This is a genomic window from Endozoicomonas sp. 8E (genome assembly GCF_032883915.1).
In the GTDB taxonomy this organism is placed as follows: Bacteria; Pseudomonadota; Gammaproteobacteria; order Pseudomonadales; family Endozoicomonadaceae; genus Endozoicomonas_A.
Map to the genome: position 1 here is coordinate 2,069,125 of NZ_CP120717.1, position 26,997 is coordinate 2,096,121.

Genomic DNA, 26,997 nt, shown 5'->3' on the forward strand with positions numbered 1-26,997 from the left:
TTGGAGTGGGTCTCTCTACAATCGGTGAGGCTTGTATTGAACTCCGTATTCAGGTGCACGTTTTGAAATAATTTGTCGAGCTATGTCAGGGTTTGTGTGATTGATTGCTGACTGTATCCTGTCACTTATGAGCCGGATACTCCGGTAGCTGGGCAGCTATGAGCCAGGAAGAATAGTTTGCATCACTTTTCATTATGAGAAGAAAGCGGGCAGGCTGTTTTTCCCGGCAGGTAATTTTTTGAGTGGGTAAGATCATGTTTTCAGGCATCATTGCGTCTTCCGGCGTGGCCATTGGTAACGCCTTTGTGCTGAAAGAGGTCGAAATACAGATCAGCGATGGCGTTCTGGACAACTCTGAGGTCGAGGCGGATATCACTCGCTTCAGGCAGGCCAGAGATCGCACAGTTGAGCAGCTTGAGGCCATTCGTAGTAAAACTGCAGGCAAGCTGGGTGAAGAAGAGGCAGAAGTCTTTGAAGGTCACATTCTGGTGGCGACAGACGAAGAGCTGGAAGAAGAAGTTATTTCAGCAATCCGCTCGCTGAAGCCGGCAGATGCGGCACTGAATGATGCCATCATGGCCAATGTCAGTATGCTGGAAGAGCTGGACGACCCGTATCTGCGTGAGCGTGTAGCGGATATCAAGGATGTGGGACGCAGGATGCTGAAGAATTTGCTGGGTATTCCAGTGACTTCTCTGGAAGAGGTGGAAGAAGGTTCCATTATTATTGCCGATGATCTGACTCCCTCTGATACTTCCCAGATCGATCTCGAAAGGGTCTGGGGCTTTGTGACCAACGTCGGCGGTCGTACTTCTCATTCTGCTATTATGGCTCGTTCTCTTGAGTTACCGGCCATTGTCGGAGCCAGGGTGGCGACTGACAGAATCCAGAGTGGTGACCAGGTGATACTGGATGCCGTCAACAATAAAGTGCTGGTGAATCCTGATGCCTCTGCTCTGGACTACTACCGGACGCTTCAGAAACAGCTGGATGAAGAACGTATTGAGCTGACCAAGCTTAAGGATGTCCCCTGCGAAACGCTGGACGGTAAAGCCTTCGAAGTCTGTGCCAACATTGGTACGGTCAAGGATATCGAAGGAGCTGATCGTCATGGTGCTGAAGGTGTGGGTCTCTACAGAACAGAGTTCCTGTTTATGGACCGCACTCAAATGCCTTCGGAAGAAGAGCAGTTCGAAGCTTATAAGGCTGTTGCTGAAGCCATGGGTGGTCGGCCGGTCATTATCCGTACTCTGGATATCGGAGGTGACAAGGAGCTTTCTTATCTTGATCTGCCTGAGGAACTGAATCCATTTCTCGGCTGGCGAGCCATTCGAATGTGCTTTGACAAGCCTGAGATTCTTAACACCCAGTTACGTGCCATTTTCAGAGCCAGTGCTTTTGGTAAACTGAAGATTATGTTCCCCATGGTCATTTCCGTAGAAGAAGCCCGTCGGCTGAAAGCCATGATGGTAGCGGTCAAGTCTGAGCTCAGCAATGAGGGTGTGGGTTTTGATGACCATGTCGAGGCAGGAATTATGGTGGAAACCCCTGCTGCGGTTATGATCGCCGACCTGCTGATTGAAGAAGTAGACTTCTTCAGTATCGGTACCAATGACCTGACCCAATACGTTCTGGCTGTGGATCGTGGCAATGAAATGATTGCTGATCTCTATGAACCTATGTCACCCGCTGTGCTGCGTGCCATCAAACGGGTGATTGATTGCTCTCACAAAGCCGGCAAGTGGACCGGTATGTGTGGAGAAATGGCGGGTGATGAGCGTGCCGCCCTGATACTTGCAGGTTTAGGGCTGGATGAGTTCAGCATGAGCGCCACGTCGATTCCCAGGGTTAAAAAAGTGCTTAGAGAGCAGCGTTTCGAAGCGTTGCAGAAACTGGCCAATGATGTGGTGAATCAACCTACCATCAAGGATGTGCAAGCAGCCCTTGATGCATTTATTCAGTGATCGACGGGGCCATAGGCTCCCTTTTTTTAGAATTGCCCGAGAAAGTAAGTAGACAAACAGTTCTCGAATAGAGCCCGATAAACCGGACACAGTTCCAGAGAGTAAGAATATTTCGAACCAGCTATGTTTTAGCAAGTGATTTTGCCTTAATAAACGACAGTGTGAGGTGGTTCTCATGGTCAGCAATAAACCAGCAGCCAAGGCTCGGGAGAAAAAACACGACAGTGCGTCCAGTGTGGATGAGCAGCTGGATGGTCTGCTCAAGCGAGCCGGGATAGCAAGAGAAAAGTACCTGAAGCTCAACCAGGAAGACGTGGACCGGGTGACACGGGCTATGGCTCTGGCAGGGCAGTCTGCCCACATGGAGCTGGCGAGAATGGCCGTTGAGGAAACTGGAAGGGGAATCCTCGAAGATAAGGTCACCAAAAATATTTTTGCGACTGAGTCCATCTACCATTCTATCAAATACGATAAAACTGTTGGTGTGATTGAGGATAATGAGGAGGAGGATTTCATGCTGGTGGCTGAACCAGTGGGTGTTGTCTGTGGTATCACACCAGTTACAAACCCGACCTCTACCACCATGTTCAAGTCTATTATTTCTGCCAAGACACGTAACCCTATTGTTTTTGCTTTTCACCCTTCGGCACAACAATGTTCAACAGAAGCGGCAAGAATTGTTCGCGATGCAGCCGCAGAGGCAGGAGCGCCAGAAGATTGCATACTCTGGGTAGAGCATCCATCGCTGGAGGCCACTCAGAAGTTGATGACCCATCCCGAGATATCAGTCATTCTCGCCACCGGTGGTTCAGGTATGGTTCGGGCCGCCTATTCCTCTGGCAAGCCGGCCCTTGGGGTGGGTCCGGGCAATGTGCCCTGTGTTATTGATCGCACTGCCAATATCAAGCAGGCCGCCAATGATCTGGTTCTGTCAAAGAGTTTTGATAACGGCATGATTTGTGCGTCCGAACAGGCTGCCATAGTACACGACGAAGTTTATGCTTCTTTCAAGGAAGAGATGAAGAGGCTGAATGTCTATTTCACCTCCCCTAAAGAGACCGATCGTCTGGCTGAGGTGGTCATTATTGATGGCCATGTCAACAGTAAGATTGTGGGTATGAAACCATCCGATATTGCGGCGCTGGCAGGTATTAAAATACCGCAAGAGACAAGGGTCATCGCGGCTGAGATTGAAGGGGTTGGGCCCGAGTTTCCCCTGTCCCGCGAGAAGCTCTCTCCGGTGTTGGGCTTTCTCAAGGCCAGGGATACCCAGCATGGGATTGAGCTCGCCGACCAGATGCTGAACTTTGGTGGTCTCGGGCATTCCGCTGTTCTGCACTCCCAGAACGATGATGTGATTGATGAATTCTCGCTGGCGATGAAGGCCGGTCGCATCATCATTAACTCGCCAAGCACCCATGGCGCCATTGGTGATATTTATAACACCAACATGCCCTCCCTGACTCTGGGTTGTGGCACCTATGGTGGCAACAGTACGACGTCCAACGTTTCTGCTGTTAACCTCATCAACGTCAAGCGTGTGGCCAAGCGCAGGGTTAATATGCAATGGTTCAAAGTGCCCGGAAAAATCTATTTTGAAGCCAACTCTCTACAATACCTTGAAAAAATGCCCGACATCTCTCGTGTGTTCATCGTGACAGACGAGGTGATTCAGAGTCTGGGTTATGTTGAGAAGGTTCGGTACCACCTGAGAAAACGTCCGGTGCCAGTGCAGGTGAGGGTGTTTAATCAGGTTGAGGCTGATCCCAGTCTGGCGACTATTCGTGAGGGTGCCGAAGATATGGCGCTTTTCAATCCGGACGTCGTGATTGCTCTGGGAGGTGGCTCTCCTATTGATGCAGCCAAGGGCATGTGGTTGTTCTACGAGCAGCCAGAGGCTGATTTTGCAGGTATGGCCCAGAAGTTTTTTGATATCCGCAAGCGGGTATACAAGTTCCCGAAACTGGGCAAGAAAGCCAGGCTGGTGGCTATTCCCACAACTTCCGGAACCGGCTCTGAGGTGACTTCCTTTGCCGTTATTACCGATAAAGAGAAAGGCATCAAGTATCCTCTGGCGGACTACGAGTTAACGCCTGATGTAGCCATTCTGGACCCGAATCTGGTGCTGTCGGTGCCCAAAAAGGTGGCCGCTGACACAGGTCTGGATGTCCTGACTCACGCACTGGAAGCTTATGTCTCTGTGATGGCGTCAGATTATACGGATGCGCTGGCTATGAAGGCGATTCAGTTGGTTTTTGAGTATCTGCCGAAATCCTGCGAAGAAGCTGACAAGGTAGCCAGGGAAAAGATGCATAATGCTTCCTGTATTGCCGGTATGGCCTTTGCCAACGCTTTCCTGGGTATCAATCACTCTATGGCTCATAATCTGGGGCATGAGTTCCATATTGCTCATGGTCTGGCCAACGCACTGTTGTTGCCACATGTGATTGAGTACAACGGTTGTCCCAATCCATCCAAGGTAGCTTCTTTCCCGAAATACGATCATTACATCGCTCATGAGAAGTATGCCGAAGTGGCCAAGGTGCTGGGCCTGCCCTGCAAAACCGCTGAAGAAGGGGTCAAATCCCTGGCCAATGCTGTTCGTAAATTGATGAAGCGGCTGGGGATGCCTTTATCTCTGAAAGAGCTGGGGGTTTCTGAGAAAGGGTTTATGGAAAAAGTCAAAATGCTGGCTGATCATGCTTTTGAAGATCAGTGCACTACGGCAAACCCAAGAATGCCGCTGGTCTCCGAGTTGGAAGATTTGTTGAAGAAAGCTTATTACGGTGAGTGATCTTGTTTTTACTGTGGGGCGTTCCACACATCAGCATTGAAGGCGGCTCTGAACTATCTGGAGTCACACTGGTTCAATGGACTGTTGGCAAATACAAGAAATCAAAGGGGCGAAAGCGAAGAGCCTAACGTTATCCGGCAAGCATTAGCCAGAGAGGCTCCGATGTTTATGGCGTGCTGGCGTATTGGCTTGGTATTAGCGGTTGGATGAGGAGGTCATTAAGGCTGAGTGATTCAAGTGTACTTCTGTGAGCACCTGACGAGGTGGTTCTTTTGGGTGAGCCCACTGGCAGGAGTATGGTTGCGAGGCTATGTCCTGTCTTGAATGCAATAAGTGAATGATTATATTGGATAATTTGATGTTTTGAATTATTTCAGTTTGTTACATCTCACAATAAAATAATCATGAGACATAACAAAAAAAGCAAATTGCTGATGTATGAAATAATGGAAAGCCAATTGGCTCGCATAAAACAATCCGGCGAATACAGAATATTTACGGACATCAATCGCATTGGATGCAATTACCCTCGTGCGTTATCCAACGGCAAGCCCGTCACGGTCTGGTGCAGTTACGACTATCTGTGTATGTCTCATAATGATCTGGTCATGGCCTCCGCCGTGGATGCCATCCAACAGCACGGCGTTGGCTCCGGCGGCTCTCGTAATATTGGTGGCACGCACCAATATCTCACTGAATTGGAAGTCTCGATTGCAGACTGGCATCAAAAAGAAGCTGCACTGGTTTACCCGACCGGTTACTCTTCAAACGATGCCACCTTGCAATGTTTACTGAGGATGTTCCCAAAGCTAATAATCTTTTCTGATGAAAAGAATCATGCCTCCATCATTAATGGCATTCGCTCATCTAAAAACCAAAAGCACATCTTCAGACACAATGACGCCGACCACCTCGAGTCACTTCTGAAAACCGTCGACATCGATTGCCCGAAACTGATCATCTTTGAATCCGTTTACTCTATGGATGGTGACATTGCCGACATCTTTGGGATTGTTACACTAGCGAAGAAATACAGATGCTTGACCTATTTGGATGAAGTACATGCCATAGGTATGTACGGCGCACGCGGGGCGGGGGTTGCGGAGGCCTTGGGACACGAATCGGATATCGACATCATACAAGGTACCATGGCGAAAGCCATCGGTGTGATTGGTGGCTACGTTGCTGGCAACCGAACCATTATCGACTTTATTCGCTCGTTTTCGTCCGGCTTTATCTTTACCACTTCATTGCCTCCAAGCATCGCCAAAGCCTGTTTAACCAGCATCAACCACTTGAAAGCCTCGGACTCTGAGCGCCAGAAGCTCAAGTTCAATACAGCGCTGTTGCGCGCGATTTTTGCGGAGTTGGGCATTCCCATCATGGGATGCTCAGAAACGCACATTTTGCCAGTCAAGATCGGCGACGCCCGGAAATGCAAACAAGCGGCTGATCTGCTGCTGAGCAAGCATGGGATTTACATTCAGTCGATCAACTCAGCAACCGTCGAGGTAGGCGCCAGGCGCTTCCGGATCAATGCAACACCCAATCACACCGAGACGCATATTCGTCACCTCGCTGAGGCAATCAAGAGCGTGTTCGTTGAGCTAGAAATCGATCAAACTGTTGCGCTTGGGTGAGCCAGAGTGAACAAGGGTTGTAAACATGGATAATTACACGCTTTCACAGATCCTGGTATCCATTGCTATTGTGTTTGACCTGTTGTCTTTCCAGTTCAAAACACGCAAACACGTGGTGTTGTGCCTGTTTATTGCGGGAGTGTTGATTGCGACGCACTTTTACTTACTCAATGCTTTCACAGCGGCCGTGGTTATGACGATTGCGTCAATACGCTATCTGACCAGTTACTTTTCGTCTCGGCCCGGGGTAAGAAACCTGTTTTTGATTATCAATGGTGTGACACTCTTTGTTACTTACGAGTCTTTCATCAGTCTCGTGGCTTTCGTCGGCTCCTGCCTGCAAACGATAGGCGCATTCAGTAAAGACGATCGTGAGATGAGACTGATCATGATGGTGGGGACGGTAGTTTGGTTGAGCCACAACGTTCTTGTCCTGTCCCCGATGGCCGTCGTCATGGAAGTGCTGTTCCTGCTAAGTAACATCGTGGCCTACCTGAGGTTCTACAACAAGAGCCCAATAGTGACAAAGTCCGAGTACTGAGCTTTACGTCTGTTTCATTCCAGCCAATGAACAGACATCTGGCTCCCATCGCTTGAGCGCCTCATTGAGGTTCTCTGTGTAGTGGCGTGTCATATATGACGACTGACGCCAAATGTTCCGTTTGCTTTTTTGCTCTGGGTCAATAACAGGTTAATCTCCTTACGAAACCTTCACAACACAGTTGAACTGGTACGTTGTGACCGGTTACATTTCGTCCCAAACCATTCGCTGCCTATCGACTGTCTGCCTGTTTGAGTTCCACGGGGTTTTGATTGAGGTTTGTGCGGTGACGTTAATATCTAAGGGGTAACTATTTTGAACATTCTTGGCTATATGCAGAGACTGGGTAAGGCATTGATGCTGCCGATTGCCACACTGCCTATTGCGGCAATCCTGCTGCGCCTGGGGCAGCCTGACCTGCTGGATATTGCCTTTGTCGCAGAAGCGGGTAACGCTATTTTCAGTAACCTGCCTTTGCTGTTTGCGATGGGTATTGCTGCCGGACTGTCAAAAGACGATGCCGGTGCAGCGGTGCTGGCGGGTGCAGTGGGCTATTTTGTCCTGACTGCTGGGGCCAAGACCATCAATGCCGATATTGATATGTCATTCTTTGGCGGCATTATTGCCGGTATTATTGCCGGTCATAGTTACAACCGTTTCCATGCGGTGGCACTGCCACCTTACCTGGCATTCTTCGGTGGCAAACGTCTGGTTCCGATCATGACCGGTCTGATTGCTCTGGCTGTTTCTGTAGCAGCAGGTTATGTATGGCCAGTCATTCAGTCTGTCATTGATGCATTTGCTAATGGTATCTCTGAGTCTGGCCCCATTGGACAGTTTGCCTATGGAGTGCTGAACCGTGGCCTGATTCCGGTAGGTCTGCACCATGTTGTGAATTCTGTTTTCTGGTTTGGCTTCGGTGAATTCACCAATGCTGCCGGTGAGGTAGTCACGGGCGATCTGCCTCGTTTCTTTGCCGGTGACCCCACTGCCGGTACTTTTATGGCGGGCTTCTATCCGGTTATGATGTTCGGTCTGCCTGCTGCAGCATTGGCTATGTACCTGGCGGCTCCTAAAGAAAACCGTGCTCGTGTAGGTGGTGTTCTGCTGTCTGTCGGTGCTACTGCTTTCCTGACCGGTGTAACTGAGCCTCTGGAGTTCATGTTCGTATTCCTGGCGCCGGGCCTCTATGCTGTTCACGCCGTTCTGACAGGTGTATCTCTGGTAGTCACTAATATGTTTGGTGTTCTGCATGGCTTTGGTTTCTCAGCGGGTGCGCTGGATATGGCTCTTAACTGGGGGCTGGCTACCAAGCCTGTGACCCTCGTGTTCATTGGTCTGGCTTTTTCTGTTATTTACTTCTGTGTTTTCTATTTCGCTATCAGGGCTTTCAACCTGAAGACACCGGGTCGTGAAGATGAGGAGCCGGAAACAGCAGGATTTTCTGAGGCAGTCGGTGGTTCGGAGCGTGCTCTGCGTTACATCGAACTGTTGGGCGGTGAGGGCAACCTGACCTCTGTTGAAGCCTGTATCACCCGTCTGCGCCTGACTCTGGCCAATCGTGACCTGATCGATGAAGCTGGCCTGAAAGCCATGGGTGCCAAAGGTGTGGTGAAACTGGGTGAAAATAGCCTGCAGGTGATTCTTGGGCCCCAGGCCGAGATTGTTGCGGGTGAAATAAACGCCATGATGGCGTGACAATAGCTATTTTGTCCTGACTCAAAGAAGGTTTTGCTGGTCTTTCCCTGCAAAGCAGTTTAGGGGGAAATCCGGATACCTTTTGAGTCAGGGTTGTCTGATTCTTGGGTTATGGTGCGGAGTATACCTGGAGTATGTTCCACTTGCCGAATGACTGGGTGAGTCAATATTTCCTGTCGGCTTAGGTTCTGAAATTCAGGCTCAGCGTCTGAATTAAAGCAGACAGATAGTGTATCTTTACTCTGATGCATCCGTTTCAGAGTCAGGCCTGTCCAGCCTCTTGCTACCTGACAGGTGTTCAAGTTAGAGAGAGACCGAATATGTTTAAGAAAGATGTAGTGATCACTGCTGAGAATGGCCTTCATACTCGTCCAGCTGCTCAGTTTGTTAAAGAAGCCAAGAGCTTTGAGTGTGACATCAAACTGGAAGCAGGTGGCAAGCAGGCCAGTGCCAAGAGTTTGTTTAAACTGCAGACTCTGGGTCTGACTCAAGGCTCAACAGTGACCATCATCGGCGAAGGTGACGGCGCCGAGAAGGCTGTAGAGCATCTGGCAGAGTTTATTATTACTTTGAAGTAAGCTCTTTGCTGACCCGGCCTCTCCGGCTGGGTTGTCTCTCGGAACAAAGCAGTGTTGAACTAGGAAATAATTGAGTCGTCCTCTGACAGATTAATTTTCTGCTGCAAAAATGCCTGTAATACTAAGGCGGTTGCGGGTATTCTCTGGGAAGTATCACGTACCGGGTGTATCTGAACGAATACATCGGGGCGATGTCATTCATAAGGCAATACTGAGACGTGTTCTCAAGTATGTCTATTGGATAGCAGGCGGGTAATGCACTCTGATGAATTAAATTGTCAGGTGTTGTTACCTGTTAAAATGTGCCGGATTTCCCTCAAGATTGCCGTCTGTGAAGAGAGCCCCGGCTGTTTGTGTACACTTTGACAGGTGCACAACGATTCTCCAGGTAAGATTTGCTGGGGAACGATGTTTTCAAGTGTGCGATTATGTGTGTCTTGTTGAGCGTATTTGTAACGTCGTTCCAATCCTGTGTCAAGTCCTGGTGGTTTAATGCGGATAACTTTTGTTGTGTTCCGTGAATAAAAGTGTCCTTTGGTGTGACAGTATGTTGGGCAGAGTTATGAATTCTGTTGATTGTTGAAAAAGCCTGTTAGCCCTTGTGTGGCAAGGGGGTTAGGTATTTTCACGAAGCTGAATTTACACCGGAAATCCTATTTACTAATGAAGTGGCGGGTTATCCCGCTGTGACTAAGGGTATTGGAGACGTCATGATCAAAATCGCAATCAATGGCTATGGTCGTATCGGTCGCAACGTTCTGCGTGCACTCTACGAAGCAGGTCGTCGTGAAGAATTCCAGATTGTTGCTATCAATGACCTGGGTGATGCGAAAATCAATGCTCACTTGACCAAGTATGACACTGTACATGGTCGTTTCGACGCTCAGGTTGAGGAAGGTGAAGGTGCACTGTTTGTAAACGGTGACGAAATCAAGACATTCTCTGAGCGTGATCCTTCCAGCCTGCCCTGGGCTGCTCTGGGTGTAGACGTTATATTTGAATGCACCGGTGTATTCCGTTCCAAGGAAGCCTGCAAACCTCACTTGAATGCTGGTGCCAGGAAAGTCATCATCTCTGCTCCGGGCAAGGAAGTAGACGCCACCATCGTTTATGGTGTTAACCACAACACTCTGACTTCTGACATGACCGTTATTTCTAACGCTTCATGCACCACCAACTGCCTGGCTCCCATTGCCAAGCCTTTGAACGATGCTCTGGGTATTGAAAAAGGCCTGATGACCACTATTCACGCCTACACTAATGATCAGCGTCTCAGCGATGTATACCACAGTGACCTGTATCGTGCCCGTGCGGCTGCACAGAACATGATCCCGACCGCTACCGGTGCTGCTGCAGCGGTTGGCTTGGTGGTTCCCGAGCTGAAAGGCAAGTTTGACGGTATGGCTGTTCGTGTACCTACCATCAACGTATCTCTGGTAGACCTGAGTTTTGTGGCCAGTCGTGAAACTTCTGCTGAAGAAGTCAATGAAATCATTGCTTCTGCTGCCAAGTCTTCCGAAGCGATGGGCAAGGTTTTGCACGTAAACCGTGAGCCTCTGGTTTCCATGGACTTCAACCACAGCCCATTCTCTTCCAGCTTTGATGCCACACAGACTCGCGTTCAGGGTAACCTGGTGAAGGTTATGTCCTGGTACGACAACGAGTGGGGCTTCTCCAACCGTATGCTGGATACCGCTAAAGCCCTGCTGGGCGCTTGAATCCAGGTCATTGAGGAGCCTCGCTGATGTGAGGCTTTTCAGGTTGATGCCGATGCTCTGATAGCAGGGCATTGGATTCCTGAGACTGAGTGGCAAAAAGAAGAAGGTGTATATTAAGCTGGCTGGGAATTAACCTCTTAACCCGCCTTCTGGATGCTGGGAGATTAGCCTGCCATCTATAATGGGTTCAGGTTGGCATAATGGCTTTCACACACTCTCCTTTTTGCTGCTTTGTCAAGATGAACAGATGCAGGAACGTCACACTGCAAACGTTCCTCTTAAAAACTGTTGTCAAACTGCCGTATGGCATTTATGCCCCGGTCGACCCTCCCTTCAAGTAGTTTCATCGTGCTGGGTCGGTCCGTGGCGAATTCGCGAGAGGATATCATGCTCAGACGCACAAAAATCGTTGCCACACTGGGACCTGCTACAGAGTCCGAAGAACAGCTCACCAAGCTGATTGAAGCCGGTGTCAACGTTGTTCGACTGAACTTCTCCCACGGTGATGCTGATGATCACCGTGTCCGTGCAGAGCGCATTCGCAGTATCGCTGCCCGTCTGGGTCGCAGTGTTGCGATTCTGGGTGACCTGCAGGGGCCCAAAATTCGTATCGGTCGTTTCCAGAATAGCAAGATCTTTCTGCCCGATGGCGCTGAATTCGTTCTGGATGCTGAGCTGCCAATTGATGCCGGTGATGAAACCCAGGTCGGTCTGGCTTACAAGAATCTGCCAAACGATTGCAAGGTGGGGGATGTGCTGTTGCTGGACGACGGTCGTCTGAGCCTGCAGGTTAAATCGATTGAAGGCTCGCGCATTGTAACCACTACCCTGGATGGTGGTGAGCTTTCTAATAATAAGGGTATCAATCTGGCCGGTGGAGGTCTGTCTGCCGATGCCCTGACCGAAAAAGACAAGGAAGACATCAAGCTGGCCGCCTCTCTGGAAGTGGATTTCCTGGCTGTGTCTTTCGTACGCAGTGCCAGTGATGTTGAGCAGGCTCGCAAGCTGCTGGGTGAGGCCGGAGGTAATGCTGCCATTCTGTCCAAGATTGAGCGTGCTGAAGTGGTTCAAAGCTTTCAATTGCTCGAAGAAGTGATCCGGGCCTCAGATGCGGTCATGGTAGCCCGTGGAGACCTTGGGGTGGAAATCGGCGATGCTGAACTGATTGGTGTCCAGAAGCAAATGATCAACGTTGCCCGTCGACTGAACCGTCCTGTCATTACCGCCACTCAAATGATGGAATCCATGATTCACAACACGCAGCCAACCCGTGCTGAAGTGTTTGACGTGGCCAATGCGGTTCTCGATGGCACCGACGCTGTCATGCTCTCCGGTGAAACGGCTACAGGCAAGCGTCCACATGAAGTCGTCAAGGCCATGGCCCGTATCTGTCAGGGCGCTGAAAAACATCCTGAAATGATCTCCGGAAGCAACCTGGATAAGGCCTATGCCGGTGAAACCGATGCAGCCATTGCGCTGGCTGCCATGCATGCGGCTAACCGTCTGGAAGGTGTAAAAGCGATCGTTTGTCTGACCAAAACCGGTGCGACTCCTCTGTGGATGTCACGTGTTAATACCAGCCTGCCCATTTTTGCCCTGACACGCTACAAAACCACCGAGCGCCGTGTCGCACTTTACCGTGGGGTGGAGTCAGTCGCTTTTGACAGCGGTAGCCAGTACGGCCCTGAAGTGAATCAGCGTGCTATTGCCGAACTAAAAGATCGTGGCCTGCTGGAGTCCGGTGACCGTATTATCCTTACCAAGGGTGAGTCCTGTGAAATTGAGGGTGGCACCAACACCATGCAGATTGTTACTGTGAAATAATTTCAGTCAATACAGGCATGTTGACTGGGCAGCATGCCTCACACTTCCCTTCCGGGATTCAGGAGACGAGCAGATCATGGCAGAACTAAAAAAAATTGGTGTGCTTACTTCAGGTGGCGATGCGCCTGGCATGAATGCTGCCATTCGTTCCGTGGTGCGTAGCTGTATCTTTTACGGGGTTGAGCCGGTGGCCATTCATGAAGGATACAAAGGTCTGATTGAAAACGACCTTGAAGTAGTGAATGCGCGTTCAGTGGCCAATATTATCAACCAGGGTGGGACATTCCTGAAGTCTGCCCGCTGTCAGGAATTCCGTGCTCCGGAGGGACGGGCTGCTGCTTATAAAAATGCCCGGGCCGCCGGACTGGATGGACTGGTTGTTATTGGTGGTGACGGTTCCTTCACGGGTGCTATGCTGCTGGAAAAAGAGCATGGTCTTCGCTGTATTGGTGTTCCCGGTACTATTGATAACGATATCTTCGGAACCGATTTCACCATTGGTTATGACACCGCTCTGAATACCGTCGTAGAGGCGATCGACAAGATTCGTGATACCGCCACTTCTCATAATCGTCTGTTTCTGATCGAAGTCATGGGTCGTGATGCAGGCTTTATTGCATTGAATGCCGGTATTGCTGCGGGTGCAGAAGATATTTTGATTCCGGAAGACCAGAAGCCCATAGATCAGTTGATGGGCTCCATTGAAAGCAGTGGCAGAGCCGGGAAAACATCCAGTATCGTAGTGGTTTCAGAAGGTGATAAATCCGGTGGTGTTTTTGAACTGTCCCGGGCTGTGGAAGAAAACTTCCCAGCCTACGAAGTCAAAGTGACTGTGCTGGGCCACATTCAGCGTGGCGGCAAGCCCAGCTGTTATGACCGTGTCCTGGCCAGTCGTCTCGGTGTGGCTTCTGTGGAAGCTCTGCGGGACGGCATCAGCGGTGTGATGGTGGGTGTACGTGATCAGAAGATTGTCCATACACCGTTGAAAGAAGCCATCAGCAAACACAATGCGATTGACAGCCATCTGCTGAAAGTAGCAGACATCGTTACAGTATAAATGGCATATAACGGCTGTGCTTTGCCGTTTCAGCTGTTAATCTGGAAAGGAATCGGGAGTTTCAGTCAGGTTAACTGGCCTGATTACTCAAGGGCTCCTAAAATCAATGCGTTCGAAGTAGAAGGTGAAAACGATGGGCCTTTTTGATTCTCTCAAGAAAAGCATGGGGCTGGGCGCCAGTCAGGGAACGGTGATCAGAGCACCGTTGACCGGCGACATTGTACCGATTGAAGAAGTACCTGATCCTGTTTTTGCTGACAAAGTGGTAGGTGATGGTATCGCCATTAATCCTACAGGCAAAGTCATGGTAGCCCCTTGCGATGGTGAGATTGGCAAAATCTTTGAAACCAATCACGCCTTCAGCATGGAGACGCCAACCGGAGTTGAACTGTTTGTTCATTTTGGTATCGACACCGTTGAGCTGAAGGGCGAGGGTTTCAAGCGTATTGCCAGCGAAGGCCAGCAAGTCATGGTTGGAGATCCCGTCATCGAAGTGGATCTGGACTTCCTGAAAGAAAATGCCAAAAGTATCATTACGCCCGTTGTGATCTCCAACATGGATGATGTAGCCTCTCTGGAAAAATCTTCGGGCTCTGTTGTTCATGGCAACGACAAGCTGCTGGTTGTCAAAATGAAGTAAAACTTTACAAAGACTGTTATTTTTTGAACAAAAAATCTGTCATACCCTGAAGCCGGCTCTCTGTCGGCTTTTAAAATATCCAGCCTTAAAGCCTGAAAAATTTTCCTGGCAGTTAGTATCCCTGACCACCCCGTTAGTGAAGACTTACCTTCCTTCCTCTATTCTATTCGCGATTGAACCCTCTGGGTAACTCGTTGTCTCACTAATAAGACAGGTATGAATTTAGAAATGCAGTTTACGCTCTGAAAAGCAGTGCGTCATAACCGCCTGTCATGACTTATCCCCATAATAAAAACCCTATGCGATCAGGCTGAAGGAGGTGTATATGAAAGGAATTGTGTCACTTTTAGTGATGGTGCTTGCCGGTTTCCTGCTGTTGATTTTTTCATTCCAAAAAGTATCTGTTCCCACGGAAGAACGTGGGGAGGCAGAAAGTTTGCAGGTTGTTATTGATGAGTTGGACTCTGTCAGAAGAGAGACAGTGTCCAAATACCTGGAAGGAGACCCGCTCTTAAATGGGGACAGCTATCTGTCTTATGACAAGGCTCGTGAGGCTCGCTTGAACAAGATGTCCCATCAGGAATTGGTTGCAGAGCTCAAGCGTCTTGAAACTCTGCAGATCAGTCAGGCTACCCGTCTTGCCAGAATGGTTCTTCCTCCGGAAGAAGAAGCTGCCAAGACAGCAGAAATATGGGGTCTGGATGACATAGTCAAAAAAGGCTCAGGCAACGGATGTATGGGAGCAAGATCAGCCTATTCCTCTTATATGTCGTCTTATTATGATGACCTTCTGAGGTATCAGTCAGGGGCGTGTTTTGGTGATTTTCTTCATCCTGTGCCCTATTTTGTTATGGACCCAACCTATGAGGAATATACCGTTACAATGCCTGCTGCGATTACCGATGGTGAGCCCGAAAGTTACAAGGTCTGGGTCAGCCCGGGCAAGATGGAAATGCTTAAGCAGAAACAGAAGCTGGACAAGATGCTGATTGATGATGTGCTCAGAATGACGGGTGAGTTGCCCTGATGGATGGCTAAATAACAGGCTTGTGTCGTGTGGTTAGGGGTGGCTCTGGTTAAGGGTTGCCAGCTTTCTCTTAAATTCTCCTGTTAGCCCATGAAGATCACCAGTCTCAATTTCGTGAGATTTTTTTGTAAAGACTATGATTTCCTGAGCAGTCTGTGACAATCTGGTTATTATTGTCAGAGTTGACCTGTCTGTGTCTCTAGTCACCTTAAGTAGTAGGCCAGACTTCTATCTTCTATAACTGATATCTTAAGCACCCGGGAGTCATACATTGTCAATCCCTGTTGAGATCTGCATCAATAGTCTGAATCCAGACTATGTTTACCGCTCTGTTGCAGCCGCCTGCGAGGGGGGCGCAACACGTATAGAGTTGTGTGATGATATGTCCGTGGGAGGCACCACTCCCACAATAGAAGCTTTGGAAGCCGCCCGGAAAGCCTTTCAGGATCGCTGTGGTTTGCTGTGCATGATTCGTCCCCGGGGTGGTGACTTTTCATTCGGCACTGAAGAGGTTCTGCTTATGGAACAGCAGATCTGTGATGCTGCAAAGGTGGGTGCTGATGGTGTCGTCATTGGCGCTCTTGCGCTTCCCGCTAATACCATTAATCGTGATGTGTTGGGTCGACTGGTCGATACCGCCAAGACCCGTAATCTGACTGTGACTTTTCATCGTGCACTGGATGCTACGCCCAATATGTTTGAGAGCCTGGATGTATTGATTCAATACGGTGTGGATCGTATTCTGAGCAGTGGTACAACCTGGGGTTCTGCTGACGGTGCCTTTGAAGGTGTGAGGATGCTTGAGCAACTTATGTTGAAAGCTGAAAACAGGTTGGAGGTGGTCGTCGGTGGTGGGGTTGATCCGGAGAATATCGGAAAGATATTACAACAACTGCCAGTAGCAAATCATTCTGCCAGCATTCACGCCTACAGCAGTGTTCTTGATGAAGGGGAGGTATCGGTGGAGAGAGTCCGTTCCCTCTGTGCAGCAGTAGAATCTTTTTAGTCGATTTACATGGCCTTAATGGCTTCTTCCATCTCGGTCCGGATATTATCGGACTGAGTACCAAAGATAGCCTGCATATTTTGACCTATCACCACAACAGCAGTGGCACCCAGCTGTTTAATGGCCTCCTGATCAACGTCGTCAGGGTTGTTAACCGTGACTCTCAAACGAGTGATGCAGGCATCCAGATTCTTGATATTTCCCTTGCCGCCAAAAGCCAGAATAAGGTCCCTGGCCAGGTCACTGGACGGAACTACTTTCGCTGATAGTTCTGATTCAATTTCACGCCCGGGTGTCTTGAGGTCCAGCAGGGTGATCATAACTCTGAAGATCACATAATAGAGGACCGCGTAGATCAGTCCCAGGCCAATAATCCAGGCGGGTCTGGTGGCTATGCTGTAGTAAAGGAGATAATCGATCATGCCGTTGGAAAATGACATGGCCATCTTGATGTCAAGGTAATTGGTAATGGCGTAAGCCAGTCCCGCCAGCAGCGCATGAATCCCGTAAAGTATCGGAGCGACAAAAAGGAATGAGAACTCTATGGGCTCCGTTATACCTGTGAGCAATGAAGTAAGTGCCGCTGACAGCATAAGGCCACCGACTTTTTGTTGATTCTCAGGTTTGGCGCAATGCCAGATGGCAATGGCCGCAGCAGGCAGGCCAAACATTTTAAAAAGGTAGCCGCCTGCCAGAAATCCGGCAGTAGGATCACCGGCAAAGAACCGCGCAATGTCGCCTCTAAAGACGTTACCATTTGATGGATCAATGAACTCACCCATCTCCATCTGGAAGGGTACATTCCAGATATGGTGCAGGCCAAATGGAATCAGGGCACGTTCAACCACACCATAGATAAAGCCAGCCAAAACAGGGTTCTCAGTCACCGACCATTGAGAGAAGGCGTCGATAGCCTGTTGTATGGGGGGCCAGATAAAGCTGAGGAGAATGCCAAGAAAGACAGCTCCTATGGCAGTGATGATCGGGACAAATCGCTTTCCTGCAAAGAAGCCCAGATAATCCGGAAGTTTGATTTTGTAATAGCGTTTGAACATCCATGAGGCCATGATACCAATAATAATCCCGCCGAAAACACCGGTATCAATGGTATCTATTCCCATAACAGAACTGGGCTCTACTCCCAGCTCTGAGGCCATAACACCCATGGTTCCCAGCATGACCACGTAGCCGACAGTTGCTGCCACTGAAGAAACACCGTCATTATCAGTAAGGCCAATGGCAGTACCAATGGCAAAGATAATGGGCAGGTTTCCGAAAACCATGCCACCGGCCTGGGCCATGACGCTGGAGACGAGATCTGGAATAAAATTGAAGCCCGCACTGCCTACGCCCAGCAGTATCCCTGCAACAGGCAGAACGGCGACAGGCAGCATCAGCGCCCGACCTATCTGCTGAAGTGTGCCGAATGCAGATTTGACCATTGGAGAAACTCCGGGGAGAAGATTCTAATCTGAGAGCAAACCGAAGACTCGTGGATTTATGGAAGGATAGACCAAACAGCCACGAGCGTAGAAAAAACATTTTCTTTCCTGAGTGTATTGCAAGTCTGAGCATATGCGCCGCTGAGGGCGGTGACAGTCTATAATAAAAGTCCTTTGACGTGTTTTAGTCGCACCTGGCTGAGCGACAGTTGAGTAACGAAATCATAATCGGTCTGTTCAACGCGACGCCTGACCGGAGCCTGTTTTAGTGATTCAGAGTTTAGGATTTCTATTTCTTTGACACGCTGAATACAGTATGAACTCACCTGGCAGGGCCAGATCCATGAAAGCTGGATGAGACACGGCTTCCAGAATACACTTCTGGCCCTGGAAGGCTAATTGCTGCTGCCATCAACTGCCAAAAGCCCAGCACTTTTGAAGATGTCGGGTTTAAGTCGGTTTATGGTTGCAGAATGTTTTTCTTTAAATCTGAAGGAAAACTAATAGAGCTTCCTTATTGAATCTCTCAGGCGCAGCTCCCCTTCAAAATGGGTGCTTTCCGGCCTGCTAAAACCCTCCTCCCGGAGTCGGTTCATCAAGAGTTCTCCAGCAACTCTGGCCATCTCTGTCATTGGAAAGTGCAATGCAGTGACATGTGGAGTCAGGAAAGTACAAAGGTCCACACTATCATAGCTGATGAGAGAAACGTCTTCGGGCACACGGATGTTGTTTTCTCGAAAGGCGTCCATACAACCTGCTGCCATCTCTTCGCTGCAAGCAAATACGGCAGTAAAAGGTTTGTCGGTTGAGAGTAGTTGTCTGGTGCCTTCGTATCCGGCTTTTCTCGTGTAGTTGCCTTCAGTGATCAGGTCCATATCCAGGGCAATATGATGCCGGTTAAGGGCATTGGCGTAACCCTGGAAACGTTCTTTTGCTTTTGACTTGGCGAGTTTCCCGGCCAGACAGGCAACACAGGTGTGGCCATTTTTCAGAAGCAGTTCTACGGTGTTGTCGCTGGCTTTGATGTGATCAAAGGTGATGCAGCGGTCGGCCAGGACATCGACGTAACGATCCAGAAGTACAAAGGGCGGAGCGGTTTCTGCAATGGTAATCAGCTCATCATCACTCAGGTAACGGACGTGCAGCAACAATCCGTCAACCCGCATGTTAATCAGGTGATCGATAGCGGCGCGCTCGCTTTCAGCACTGTGTTTGCCCTGGGTGACGATCATCACTTTACCGGCAGAGTCTGCGACCTGCTGGACCTCTGCCATAAGGTCACCAAATAAACCACCCCGGAAAGATGAGACCATCAAGCCGATGGTATTGGAGGTATTGCTCGCCAGTGACTGGGCAACAGGGTTTGGACGATAATTCAGTTCGTCCATGGCGGACTCTACTCTCAGGCGAGTTGTCTCTGTTACCTGTCCGGTGTTGTTCAGTACCCTGGATACCGTAGCGCGGGATACTTTTGCTCGCTCAGCGACGTCTTTAATGGTTGCCATTATTGCTTCTGATCGACTTTTTTGTGAAGTGTAATCAACTCCTGAACCATTTCCTGAGCCAGCATGGATGTCATTAAATGGTCCTGGGCATGAACTGTTACCAGAGTCATCGGGTTTTTTCCTTTGCTCTGATCTTCCTCGATCAATTGAGTCTGGATTCTGTGAGCCACTTTTGCAGCTTCCCGGGCATGAGCCATGATCTCTTCGGCGCCTTCGTAGTTCCCGGCTTTTGCTTTGGACAAAGCTTCGTAAGAACAGCTGCGGGCCCGGCCAGAGCTAAGGATGATCTCCATTACGGCGGACTCTAGATCCATGGTCGTACTCCTTTCGGGTATGCAGTTATCCGTAGGGCTTTGTGGACTCTTGGTTAATCGCCTGAAGCACTCAGAAAATGTTTTAAGGCAAAGATAGTCAGGACACTGGTCTACACTGGATGTTTGTAGATGTAACCGGTTTCATTGGTCGGCCTCATTATGGTTGATGTAAGTCAAAAAACCAAATTATGGACTCCGTCGGTGAGAATCAGGTCAACAACAAACAGGTGTCTGGTATTAGGGAAACACAAAAACACACTTATTTTCTTGATCTATCCTTTCTCTCTGTATGCCACTGGGCAGGGATAGGATTATTAAACACTCACTCTTTACATTGCTGCTGTCGCTGTCGTCTGTCAGACTAAATCGTTAACAGAGCATTTTATTTTCGAGCCTGAACAGAGTGTAGATTTTTCAAACCAGAGCTTTTCTATAAAGCGTGAACTGCGAACATTGTCTGGCAACCCGTTAGAGATTGCCGACACAAACATCCGCCCCCGGGATACTGACTACGGTGACGGGAAAGGAGGCTCTGAACGACGCCAGCATTCGTTGGGTTTAAATTGTTTTGTCCAGCCTTGTCACGGCGTCTGTCGATTTCGACAATTTTCCGATTCATTCGTTAGCGGAGTGCAGAATTTTGAAGAAAGTTCGACAGACAGCACAGGAGCAACACCCGAACACAGCTTGTGCAACCATTTGGCTAATACACACTGTTATCGTTGCAACTTGATAGACGGGGTCGCCTCAGACAGGGTCGCCTTAGATTCAATAGCCGCAGGAACAGCCAATACCATTGACCCTGACTGGCAAGCAACCTGCAACGTGATCCTGGTTGGAGAGGATGGTCAACTGCGGCAATGCGGGAAGGTCTACAAGAATGCCAAAGTGCTTTCAAATCACAAAAGCAGCATCCACACCGGGGAAAAACTTGTGATGCAATCAGGGGGGGGAGGATGGTCAGTCACGGCCATGCGGAACGATCTGCAAGAGTGCTAAAGCTCTATTGGATCACAAAAGAGGAGTCTATACCGGGCCACAAACCTGTAATGCAAAAGTGACAGGGAGGATGGATAGCGGTCGCCATGCGGGATGATATGCAAGAGTGCTCAAGCCCTGTCTCGTCACACAAAAGAAGACATCGAAAACGCAAGTCTGTTGATATGGATCAGAATGATAACCTCAGGCCTTAATCTGCTGATGCCCCCCGTGGCTCTTTCATAGGGTGTCGCAAAAATCCAACACGCTTTCCCACGCTCGGAGCCACAAGACTTAAAAAGCATGGGAACCGGAGCTTTTCGACACCCTCATTAGGCAGGGGGTGTCTGCGAGCAGTCTTAAGACTGCCAATAACAAAGTTTGACATGTGCGAAAACAAAAATATTCTTGTGAGCAGGACTAGATACAGAGTTTAGCCTGTGCCTGAGCAGGAACAGCTGCTTGCCCAAACTTTTGGTTGTGCCCGGTTCGTATACAGCTCAGCCTCGAAACCGCTTACAGTGTTGAAAAAGAACCCTGGTTACCCATGGTTGCAGGTTGTCTTTTCGTTGCCCGTTCAGCAATCCCGGCGCCATCAACAGACTGCCTTCAAGAACTTCCGGGAAAGCCGGGCAAAGTCCACCGTTTTTTCAACAAGAGACACGTAAAAACAGGGTGCAACCTTTGTTTTTCTTCTATGAAGCATGAAACAGAAGCAAGTAATCTCGCTTACTTCCAGCTTCCAGCTTCCAGCTTCCAGAGCCGGAGTACTGTTTTATGGAAAATATTGTCAGTCAACCTCACAGGGTGTCTAAAGAAGCACGTTCCAATCTGAAATCCCAAAAGCCCTGCCTGATCTGGTTTACCGGTCTGAGTGGTTCAGGTAAGTCTACCGTTGCTAATGCAGTAGAGAATCTTCTGCATGAACAGGGTTATCACACCTACGTATTGGATGGCGATAATGTTCGTCATCGTTTGAACAAGGATCTGGGGTTTAGTGATAATCACCGGTTTGAAAACATTCGTCGTATTGGCGAGGTCTCCAATCTGTTCGTTGATGCCGGCCTTATTGTACTGAGCGCTTTTATCTCTCCTTTTACATCTGACAGAAGAATGGTCAGAGATATGTTTCCTGAAGGTGAGTTTATCGAAGTCTATGTCAACACTCCATTGGAAGTCTGTGAGCAGCGTGACCCAAAAGGGCTTTATCAAAGGGCTAGAGCGGGTGAAATCAAAAACTTTACGGCTATTGATTCTGGTTATGACGTTCCTGAGAACCCGGAAATAGTCATTAATACGGCAGAAATGTGCCTTAAGGAGTGTGTTCAAGTGGTTCTTGATTATCTGATTGAGAAGGAACTGCTTCAAAAATCCGAGTTAAGTATTCAGCTCATGAAGTCATTGTTGCAGGTTTAAATCCTATGATGCCAGATCTGCAGGTCTTGTCTGCAGGGCCTGCCATTATCAGCAGAAGAACGCAGTCAGTGGTCAACCTGCTGACTGTTGATCCTTTTAGGGTAACAGGGAATTCATCAGGCGTAACGGCGAATTCTTCGTAAGTATTGTGCTGATCGTGGATTAGAAACCGGCTAAAGATGGTCAACTGTTCATTGCCAAAAGCAGAGACTCTCCGAATATCCGCCCGAGTCGAGAGATACTTTCAGCACCTTTCCGGTATCACGATCACTAAAGATCGTACAGGCCGTTTCTTTGTGTCCATGCTGTGCATGTTTGACGCTAAAAGAGGGACTCAAACCCATGCCCACTTGTAAAAAACAAGCAATCTGCTCGGGGGGTGTCAAGGCTGAGTAGTTGTATAGGTGTAAACCGAAACTTTATTGATGTAGGTCAAGGTTTTGATAGTGGGTAGTACGTATTATGAAATCACTCAGGCAAGCAAGAAAAATAATAAAAAGCGCCAGAGAATAAAGGACATAAAAAAAAGAAGCGGGAGCCAGTGACAAGCCAGCCGATCAAATACCCGGGTTTGAGGGGACCTCGGGTATTTTTTTATGGGTAAAAAAACTGCCCTGAGTTCATTCTTTCTGTCATAAAAATCGTTAGTGAAAAATTGTTTCTGACCCCCATGGCTGTTTAATATGGAACCATGGGATTTTATCCCGTGAGACCGATGACGTTTTAATACCATCTCAAGGTTTTTTTCAGGACTTATGTCATGCAGATACTAATTACCGGGGGAACAGGATTTATTGGCCGACGGCTGGTGGCCAGACTTTTGTCAAAAGGGCATCGGCTGACCATTTTAAGCAGGCAGGATGCCGTGGATGTTCACCGTCTGCTGACCCCTGAAGTGAGGCTTGTGAAGTCTTTGACGGCGGTGAATCCTTCCGTGGCTTTCGATGCCGTTATTAATCTGGCCGGTGAGGGGGTAATGGATAAACGTTGGACACCTCCGAGAAAAACACAGTTGCTCGATAGCCGGGTCGCTCTGACTTCAGAACTGGTTGACCTGATTGAACGAATGGAAAACCGACCTGGTTGCCTGATCAGTGGCTCAGCCATCGGGTTTTATGGTGGCAGGGGTGATGCGGCCCGTCTGGACGAGTCTTCCGGGGCAGGAGACGACTTTGCTTCACGGCTCTGTGTACGCTGGGAGCAGGCTGCCGAACGTGCCAAAGGTCTGGGGGTGCGGGTTTGCCTGGTCAGAACCGGCATTGTGTTGCACCCTGAAGGAGGTGCGCTGCATGAAATGATGACTCCTTTTCGTTTGGGGATTGGAGGTCCGCTGGGTTCTGGCCAACAGATGATGTCGTGGATTCACATGGAAGATATGGTGAATGCGCTGCTGTTTTTGTTGGAGAATGAATCAGCTGAGGGCGCCTTTAATGCCACTGCCCCTGAAGCGGTCAGCAATAAAGACTTTGCCGTGGCTCTGGCTGGTACTCTCAATCGTCCCGCCTTCTTGAAAATGCCAGCCAGGGTTCTGAAGTGGATGTTGGGTGAATCTTCTGAAATGGTATTGAAAGGCCAGAATGTTTATCCGGGGCGTCTAATGGCTGAAGGCTATCAGTTCACCTATCCACAATTGAAACCGGCACTGACGCAGTTGATCAGAGCATAGCGTGAAAAAATGATCTAAAAGTGCCGTTTAGTTCGTCGTTTTATAATAAAATGACCCTCTTTTAAGTACTGACAGCCATAAGTAACAGGATATTTTTCTATTTCCTGATGATGAAAAAACGTTCAAAGTAACTGCCAGGACTGATCGCCTCTGTTTGACTTCATGCAATGGATGAAAAGGAAGCAGGGTAAAAGCAAGAGAGAAACTATGCAGAGGCTCTGATGGAGAAGAAATTCTGCATAATACGGACTATAGAAGCATGCCCCAGGCACTGAAAATACAAAATCTGAGAAAACAATACGACAATGGATTTCAAGCCCTGAAAGGGATTGATCTCTCAGTTGAAGAAGGCGATTTTTACGCCCTGCTGGGACCCAATGGTGCTGGCAAATCAACCACTATCGGTATTATTTCATCACTGGTTCGCAAGACTTCGGGCGAGGTTTCAATATTCGGGCACGATGTTGATACTGATCTTGTCAAGGCTAAGCGGATGCTGGGCGTCGTTCCCCAGGAATTCAACTTCAATCAGTTTGAAAAAGTTGAAGATATCATTGTGACCCAGGCCGGCTATTACGGCATATCCGCAAAAGAAGCCCGCAAACGTGCAGAGGAGTACCTCAAGCAGCTGGGCCTGTGGGATAAACGACACAATATCTCAAGAATGTTGTCCGGCGGTATGAAGCGACGTTTGATGATTGTCAGAGCCCTGATTCATCAGCCGAAACTACTGATTCTTGATGAACCGACCGCCGGAGTTGATATTGAACTTCGCCGCTCTCTCTGGGATTTTCTCAGGGAGATCAACGAGCAGGGCACCACGATTATCCTGACTACTCATTACCTTGAGGAAGCCGAGCAGCTCTGCCGCAATATCGGCATCATTGACAGTGGCAGGATCGTCGAGAACACCAGCACCAAGGCTCTGCTGGGCAAACTGCAACAAGAAAGTTTTGTGCTGGATCTGAAACAACCGATTGGAGACCTGCCGGCCTTTGCGGGTTATATTGTCAAGAAGTTGGATAACCAAAGTATTGAAGTTGAGGTCGGCAAGCACCAGGGGGTGAATGACCTGTTCCGGCAGCTGAGTGAATATCAAATTGAAGTGGCCAGTATGAGAAACAAGTCCAACCGTCTTGAGGAGTTGTTTGTCAGTCTGACTTCGGATGCTTTAGCGGCTTCAGGACAAACAAAGGGCAGCGCGGCTGTGAAGGGAGGAAGTGAACAGTGAGTGAGTGGAAGTATAACCTGGTTGCATTTAATACGATCTTCACTAAAGAAATTCGTCGTTTCATGCGGATCTGGCCACAGACGCTATTGCCACCGGCGATCACCATGTCTTTGTATTTCGTTATTTTTGGTGCTGTGATTGGCTCCAGAGTGGGCGAAATGGGTGGCTTTGATTATATGACCTTTGTCGTACCGGGTCTGGTCATGATGGCGGTGATTACCAACAGCTTCACTAATGTGGCTTCCAGCTTTTTCAGTAACAAGTTTCAGAAGTGTGTTGAAGAGTTGCTGGTGTCGCCCGTACCGAACTGGGTGATTCTGGCCGGTTACACCATGGGGGGGGTTGTCAGGGGGCTCTACGTAGGTGTTCTGGTTATGCTGCTCGGCGCTTTCTTCGTAGAGCTACAGGTACATCATATTCTTATTACCCTGCTGGCTGTTTTCCTGACTGCAACTCTGTTTGCACTGGGTGGTTTCATCAATGCAGTGTTTGCCAGAAAGTTTGACGATGTGGCCATCATTCCGACCTTCGTACTGACGCCTCTGACTTATCTGGGGGGTGTTTTCTACTCGATAGACGTACTTCCAGAGCCATTTCGATCCATCTCGCTGCTGAATCCTATCCTGTATCAGGTGAATGCCTTTCGTTATGGAATCCTGGGACAGGACAGTGGTATCAGTTTAGGCTGGGCTTTTATTGTGATGGTACTGGCTATAGTAATACTGGCGGCATGGGCTCTCCACCTTCTGCGAGTCGGCAAAGGTCTTCGAAACTGAATTTGAAGCGAGGCTTTCCAGGCCTCGTTTTTTTCCATGAAGTGCCTGAGGCTATAGCGGCCTGTGCCTTACCTGCGTACGATTCTGCAGTTTGCAATCCTTAAAGTCCGGTTTTCCAGAGGATACTGATCTGGAAGGGTTGCCGGGCAGACAGGATTGGATCAGAGTGAAATTATGAGTGAATTAGTGAATGCTTCCCCGCTGGGGAAAAACAGTGAGTATCAGGCGGAGTATAATCCGGAAGTTTTGTTCCCTATTCCCCGCAGGGAGAAACAGTTGGAGTTAGGGCTGGACCCCGATAACCTCCCTTTTGTAGGCAGTGATGTCTGGTTTGGTTATGAGCTGTCCTGGCTTGACGCAAAGGGTAAGCCGTTGGCCATGATCGGTCGCTTTGAGCTGCCCTGCCAGTCTCCCTGCCTGATTGAATCCAAGTCCTTCAAGCTTTATCTGAACTCATTCAATCAGACTCAGTTTGATTCTGTAGCGCAGGTTCAGGCGGTTATGGAAAAGGATCTCAGCCGGGCTGCAGGTGCGCCGGTCAGGGTAAAGCTGATGACGATTGCTGAAATGGAAGCTTTCGGATTCAAACCGGCTCCCGGCACCGGAGTGGATGAGCTGGATGTGGTCATTGATTGCTATGACTATACACCTGATCTTTTGCAAAAGGCTGAAGGCATTCGGGAAGAAACTATCCATTCTCATCTGCTGAAGTCCAACTGTCCTGTGACCGGGCAGCCAGACTGGGGAACTGTGGTTGTCCAATATAAAGGAGAAGCCATTAGTCATGAGTCGTTTCTGAAGTTTATCTGTTCATTCCGTGGGCATCAGGAATTTCATGAGCAGTGTGTGGAAAGAGTGTTCACAGAAATACAGGCCCGTTTCAAAATGCAGTCTCTGACCGTCTATGCCCGCTATGTACGACGGGGGGGACTGGATATTAACCCATGGCGCAGCACTGATCAGGCCGGGCAGGATGATGGGCGTCTAATCAGGCAGTAAAGTCAGGTTTTGAGTTGCAAGATCAGTAAGTTGGTCCATATATATTATTTGGTATATAGAGGCTCTCTAAGGATATGAAAAAATATATAGCTCTTACTGCTCTTTGCCTTTCCTGTAAAAGTTTCGCCGCAGGCTATGTTATCCGCAGTCCTTATGACTATCATTCAGTGGCTAATTTAATAC

General features: G+C 49.0%; 22 protein-coding genes. 19 read left to right on the plus strand and 3 right to left on the minus strand.

Annotated elements, in window-relative coordinates; genetic code table 11:
* Positions 1-242: 242 nt before the first annotated feature.
* The 12 genes from ptsI (at position 243) to P6910_RS07680 (ending at position 16,487) form a co-directional block, all read left to right on the plus strand.
* A complete protein-coding gene (gene ptsI, locus P6910_RS07625; protein ID WP_317145669.1) occupies positions 243-1,964 on the plus strand; it encodes a phosphoenolpyruvate-protein phosphotransferase PtsI in 1,722 nt (573 codons plus the stop codon).
* A gap of 175 nt (positions 1,965-2,139) precedes the next feature.
* Complete coding sequence (gene adhE, locus P6910_RS07630) at positions 2,140-4,758, plus strand: bifunctional acetaldehyde-CoA/alcohol dehydrogenase (protein ID WP_317145670.1); 2,619 nt, start codon at positions 2,140-2,142, stop codon at positions 4,756-4,758.
* 434 nt (positions 4,759-5,192) lie between these two features.
* The gene (hemA, locus tag P6910_RS07635) at positions 5,193-6,398 is read left to right on the plus strand and encodes a 5-aminolevulinate synthase (protein WP_317145671.1); all 1,206 of its coding nucleotides are present in this window, start codon (positions 5,193-5,195) and stop codon (positions 6,396-6,398) included.
* 25 nt (positions 6,399-6,423) lie between these two features.
* Positions 6,424-6,939 (plus strand): YgjV family protein, encoded by a 516-nt coding sequence (locus tag P6910_RS07640; protein ID WP_317145672.1) that lies wholly within the window; start codon positions 6,424-6,426, stop codon positions 6,937-6,939.
* 315 nt (positions 6,940-7,254) lie between these two features.
* A complete protein-coding gene (gene nagE, locus P6910_RS07645) occupies positions 7,255-8,637 on the plus strand; it encodes an N-acetylglucosamine-specific PTS transporter subunit IIBC (protein WP_317145673.1) in 1,383 nt (460 codons plus the stop codon).
* 320 nt (positions 8,638-8,957) lie between these two features.
* Positions 8,958-9,215 (plus strand): HPr family phosphocarrier protein, encoded by a 258-nt coding sequence (locus tag P6910_RS07650; protein WP_317145674.1) that lies wholly within the window; start codon positions 8,958-8,960, stop codon positions 9,213-9,215.
* Positions 9,216-9,925: 710 nt separating this feature from the next.
* Complete coding sequence (gene gap, locus P6910_RS07655; RefSeq protein ID WP_317145675.1) at positions 9,926-10,933, plus strand: type I glyceraldehyde-3-phosphate dehydrogenase; 1,008 nt, start codon at positions 9,926-9,928, stop codon at positions 10,931-10,933.
* A 387-nt stretch (positions 10,934-11,320) separates the two neighbouring features.
* Positions 11,321-12,757: a pyruvate kinase gene (gene pyk / locus P6910_RS07660; protein ID WP_317145676.1), complete on the plus strand. Its 1,437-nt coding sequence runs from the start codon at positions 11,321-11,323 to the stop codon at positions 12,755-12,757.
* Positions 12,758-12,833: 76 nt separating this feature from the next.
* The gene (gene pfkA, locus P6910_RS07665) at positions 12,834-13,814 is read left to right on the plus strand and encodes a 6-phosphofructokinase (RefSeq protein ID WP_317145677.1); all 981 of its coding nucleotides are present in this window, start codon (positions 12,834-12,836) and stop codon (positions 13,812-13,814) included.
* Between the two features lie 133 nt (positions 13,815-13,947).
* Entirely contained in the window at positions 13,948-14,454 is a 507-nt protein-coding gene (gene crr / locus P6910_RS07670; protein WP_317145678.1) for a PTS glucose transporter subunit IIA, read from the plus strand.
* A gap of 325 nt (positions 14,455-14,779) precedes the next feature.
* Entirely contained in the window at positions 14,780-15,481 is a 702-nt protein-coding gene (locus tag P6910_RS07675) for a hypothetical protein (protein ID WP_317145679.1), read from the plus strand.
* Between the two features lie 271 nt (positions 15,482-15,752).
* The gene (locus P6910_RS07680) at positions 15,753-16,487 is read left to right on the plus strand and encodes a copper homeostasis protein CutC (RefSeq protein ID WP_317145680.1); all 735 of its coding nucleotides are present in this window, start codon (positions 15,753-15,755) and stop codon (positions 16,485-16,487) included.
* A gap of 5 nt (positions 16,488-16,492) precedes the next feature.
* Here the strand turns inward: P6910_RS07680 and ptsG are convergent, their stop codons facing one another.
* The 3 genes from ptsG to P6910_RS07695 form a co-directional block, all read right to left on the minus strand.
* On the minus strand, positions 16,493-17,929 hold the full coding sequence (gene ptsG, locus P6910_RS07685; protein ID WP_317145681.1) for a PTS glucose transporter subunit IIBC: 1,437 nt from the start codon (positions 17,927-17,929) through the stop codon (positions 16,493-16,495).
* A gap of 500 nt (positions 17,930-18,429) precedes the next feature.
* The gene (locus P6910_RS07690) at positions 18,430-19,434 is read right to left on the minus strand and encodes a LacI family DNA-binding transcriptional regulator (protein ID WP_317145682.1); all 1,005 of its coding nucleotides are present in this window, start codon (positions 19,432-19,434) and stop codon (positions 18,430-18,432) included.
* Positions 19,434-19,748, minus strand: coding sequence for a PTS lactose/cellobiose transporter subunit IIA (locus tag P6910_RS07695; protein WP_317145683.1), 315 nt, complete (start codon positions 19,746-19,748; stop codon positions 19,434-19,436). Before P6910_RS07695 ends, P6910_RS07690 begins: the two co-directional genes overlap by 1 nt.
* Before the next feature lie 453 nt (positions 19,749-20,201).
* Between P6910_RS07695 and P6910_RS07700 the strand changes: the two genes are divergently transcribed.
* From P6910_RS07700 to queF, 7 genes are all read left to right on the plus strand, one after another.
* A complete protein-coding gene (locus P6910_RS07700; protein ID WP_317145684.1) occupies positions 20,202-20,747 on the plus strand; it encodes a hypothetical protein in 546 nt (181 codons plus the stop codon).
* Between the two features lie 419 nt (positions 20,748-21,166).
* A complete protein-coding gene (locus tag P6910_RS07705; RefSeq protein WP_317145685.1) occupies positions 21,167-21,394 on the plus strand; it encodes a helix-turn-helix domain-containing protein in 228 nt (75 codons plus the stop codon).
* A 109-nt stretch (positions 21,395-21,503) separates the two neighbouring features.
* Entirely contained in the window at positions 21,504-22,142 is a 639-nt protein-coding gene (gene cysC / locus P6910_RS07710) for an adenylyl-sulfate kinase (protein WP_317145686.1), read from the plus strand.
* 760 nt (positions 22,143-22,902) lie between these two features.
* Entirely contained in the window at positions 22,903-23,808 is a 906-nt protein-coding gene (locus P6910_RS07715; protein ID WP_317145687.1) for a TIGR01777 family oxidoreductase, read from the plus strand.
* 259 nt (positions 23,809-24,067) lie between these two features.
* Positions 24,068-25,039: an ABC transporter ATP-binding protein gene (locus P6910_RS07720; RefSeq protein ID WP_317145688.1), complete on the plus strand. Its 972-nt coding sequence runs from the start codon at positions 24,068-24,070 to the stop codon at positions 25,037-25,039.
* 62 nt (positions 25,040-25,101) lie between these two features.
* A complete protein-coding gene (locus P6910_RS07725) occupies positions 25,102-25,815 on the plus strand; it encodes an ABC transporter permease (RefSeq protein ID WP_410493926.1) in 714 nt (237 codons plus the stop codon).
* Positions 25,816-25,971: 156 nt separating this feature from the next.
* Positions 25,972-26,814, plus strand: a complete 843-nt coding sequence (gene queF / locus P6910_RS07730; RefSeq protein WP_317145690.1) for an NADPH-dependent 7-cyano-7-deazaguanine reductase QueF — start codon at positions 25,972-25,974, stop codon at positions 26,812-26,814.
* The last annotated feature ends 183 nt before the right edge of the window (positions 26,815-26,997 follow it).

Excerpts from the sequence above, each read along its gene's own strand:
- adhE (WP_317145670.1), top strand. The coding sequence starts at position 2,140 with ATGGTCAGCAATAAACCAGCAGCCAAGGCTCGGGAGAAAAAACACGAC.
- hemA (WP_317145671.1), top strand. The coding sequence starts at position 5,193 with ATGTATGAAATAATGGAAAGCCAATTGGCTCGCATAAAACAATCCGGC.
- P6910_RS07640 (WP_317145672.1), top strand. The coding sequence starts at position 6,424 with ATGGATAATTACACGCTTTCACAGATCCTGGTATCCATTGCTATTGTG.
- P6910_RS07650 (WP_317145674.1), top strand. The coding sequence starts at position 8,958 with ATGTTTAAGAAAGATGTAGTGATCACTGCTGAGAATGGCCTTCATACT.
- gap (WP_317145675.1), top strand. The coding sequence starts at position 9,926 with ATGATCAAAATCGCAATCAATGGCTATGGTCGTATCGGTCGCAACGTT.
- pyk (WP_317145676.1), top strand. The coding sequence starts at position 11,321 with ATGCTCAGACGCACAAAAATCGTTGCCACACTGGGACCTGCTACAGAG.
- pfkA (WP_317145677.1), top strand. The coding sequence starts at position 12,834 with ATGGCAGAACTAAAAAAAATTGGTGTGCTTACTTCAGGTGGCGATGCG.
- crr (WP_317145678.1), top strand. The coding sequence starts at position 13,948 with ATGGGCCTTTTTGATTCTCTCAAGAAAAGCATGGGGCTGGGCGCCAGT.
- P6910_RS07675 (WP_317145679.1), top strand. The coding sequence starts at position 14,780 with ATGAAAGGAATTGTGTCACTTTTAGTGATGGTGCTTGCCGGTTTCCTG.
- ptsG (WP_317145681.1), bottom strand. The coding sequence starts at position 17,929 with ATGGTCAAATCTGCATTCGGCACACTTCAGCAGATAGGTCGGGCGCTG.
- P6910_RS07690 (WP_317145682.1), bottom strand. The coding sequence starts at position 19,434 with ATGGCAACCATTAAAGACGTCGCTGAGCGAGCAAAAGTATCCCGCGCT.
- P6910_RS07695 (WP_317145683.1), bottom strand. The coding sequence starts at position 19,748 with ATGGATCTAGAGTCCGCCGTAATGGAGATCATCCTTAGCTCTGGCCGG.
- cysC (WP_317145686.1), top strand. The coding sequence starts at position 21,504 with ATGGAAAATATTGTCAGTCAACCTCACAGGGTGTCTAAAGAAGCACGT.
- P6910_RS07715 (WP_317145687.1), top strand. The coding sequence starts at position 22,903 with ATGCAGATACTAATTACCGGGGGAACAGGATTTATTGGCCGACGGCTG.
- P6910_RS07720 (WP_317145688.1), top strand. The coding sequence starts at position 24,068 with ATGCCCCAGGCACTGAAAATACAAAATCTGAGAAAACAATACGACAAT.
- P6910_RS07725 (WP_410493926.1), top strand. The coding sequence starts at position 25,102 with ATGCGGATCTGGCCACAGACGCTATTGCCACCGGCGATCACCATGTCT.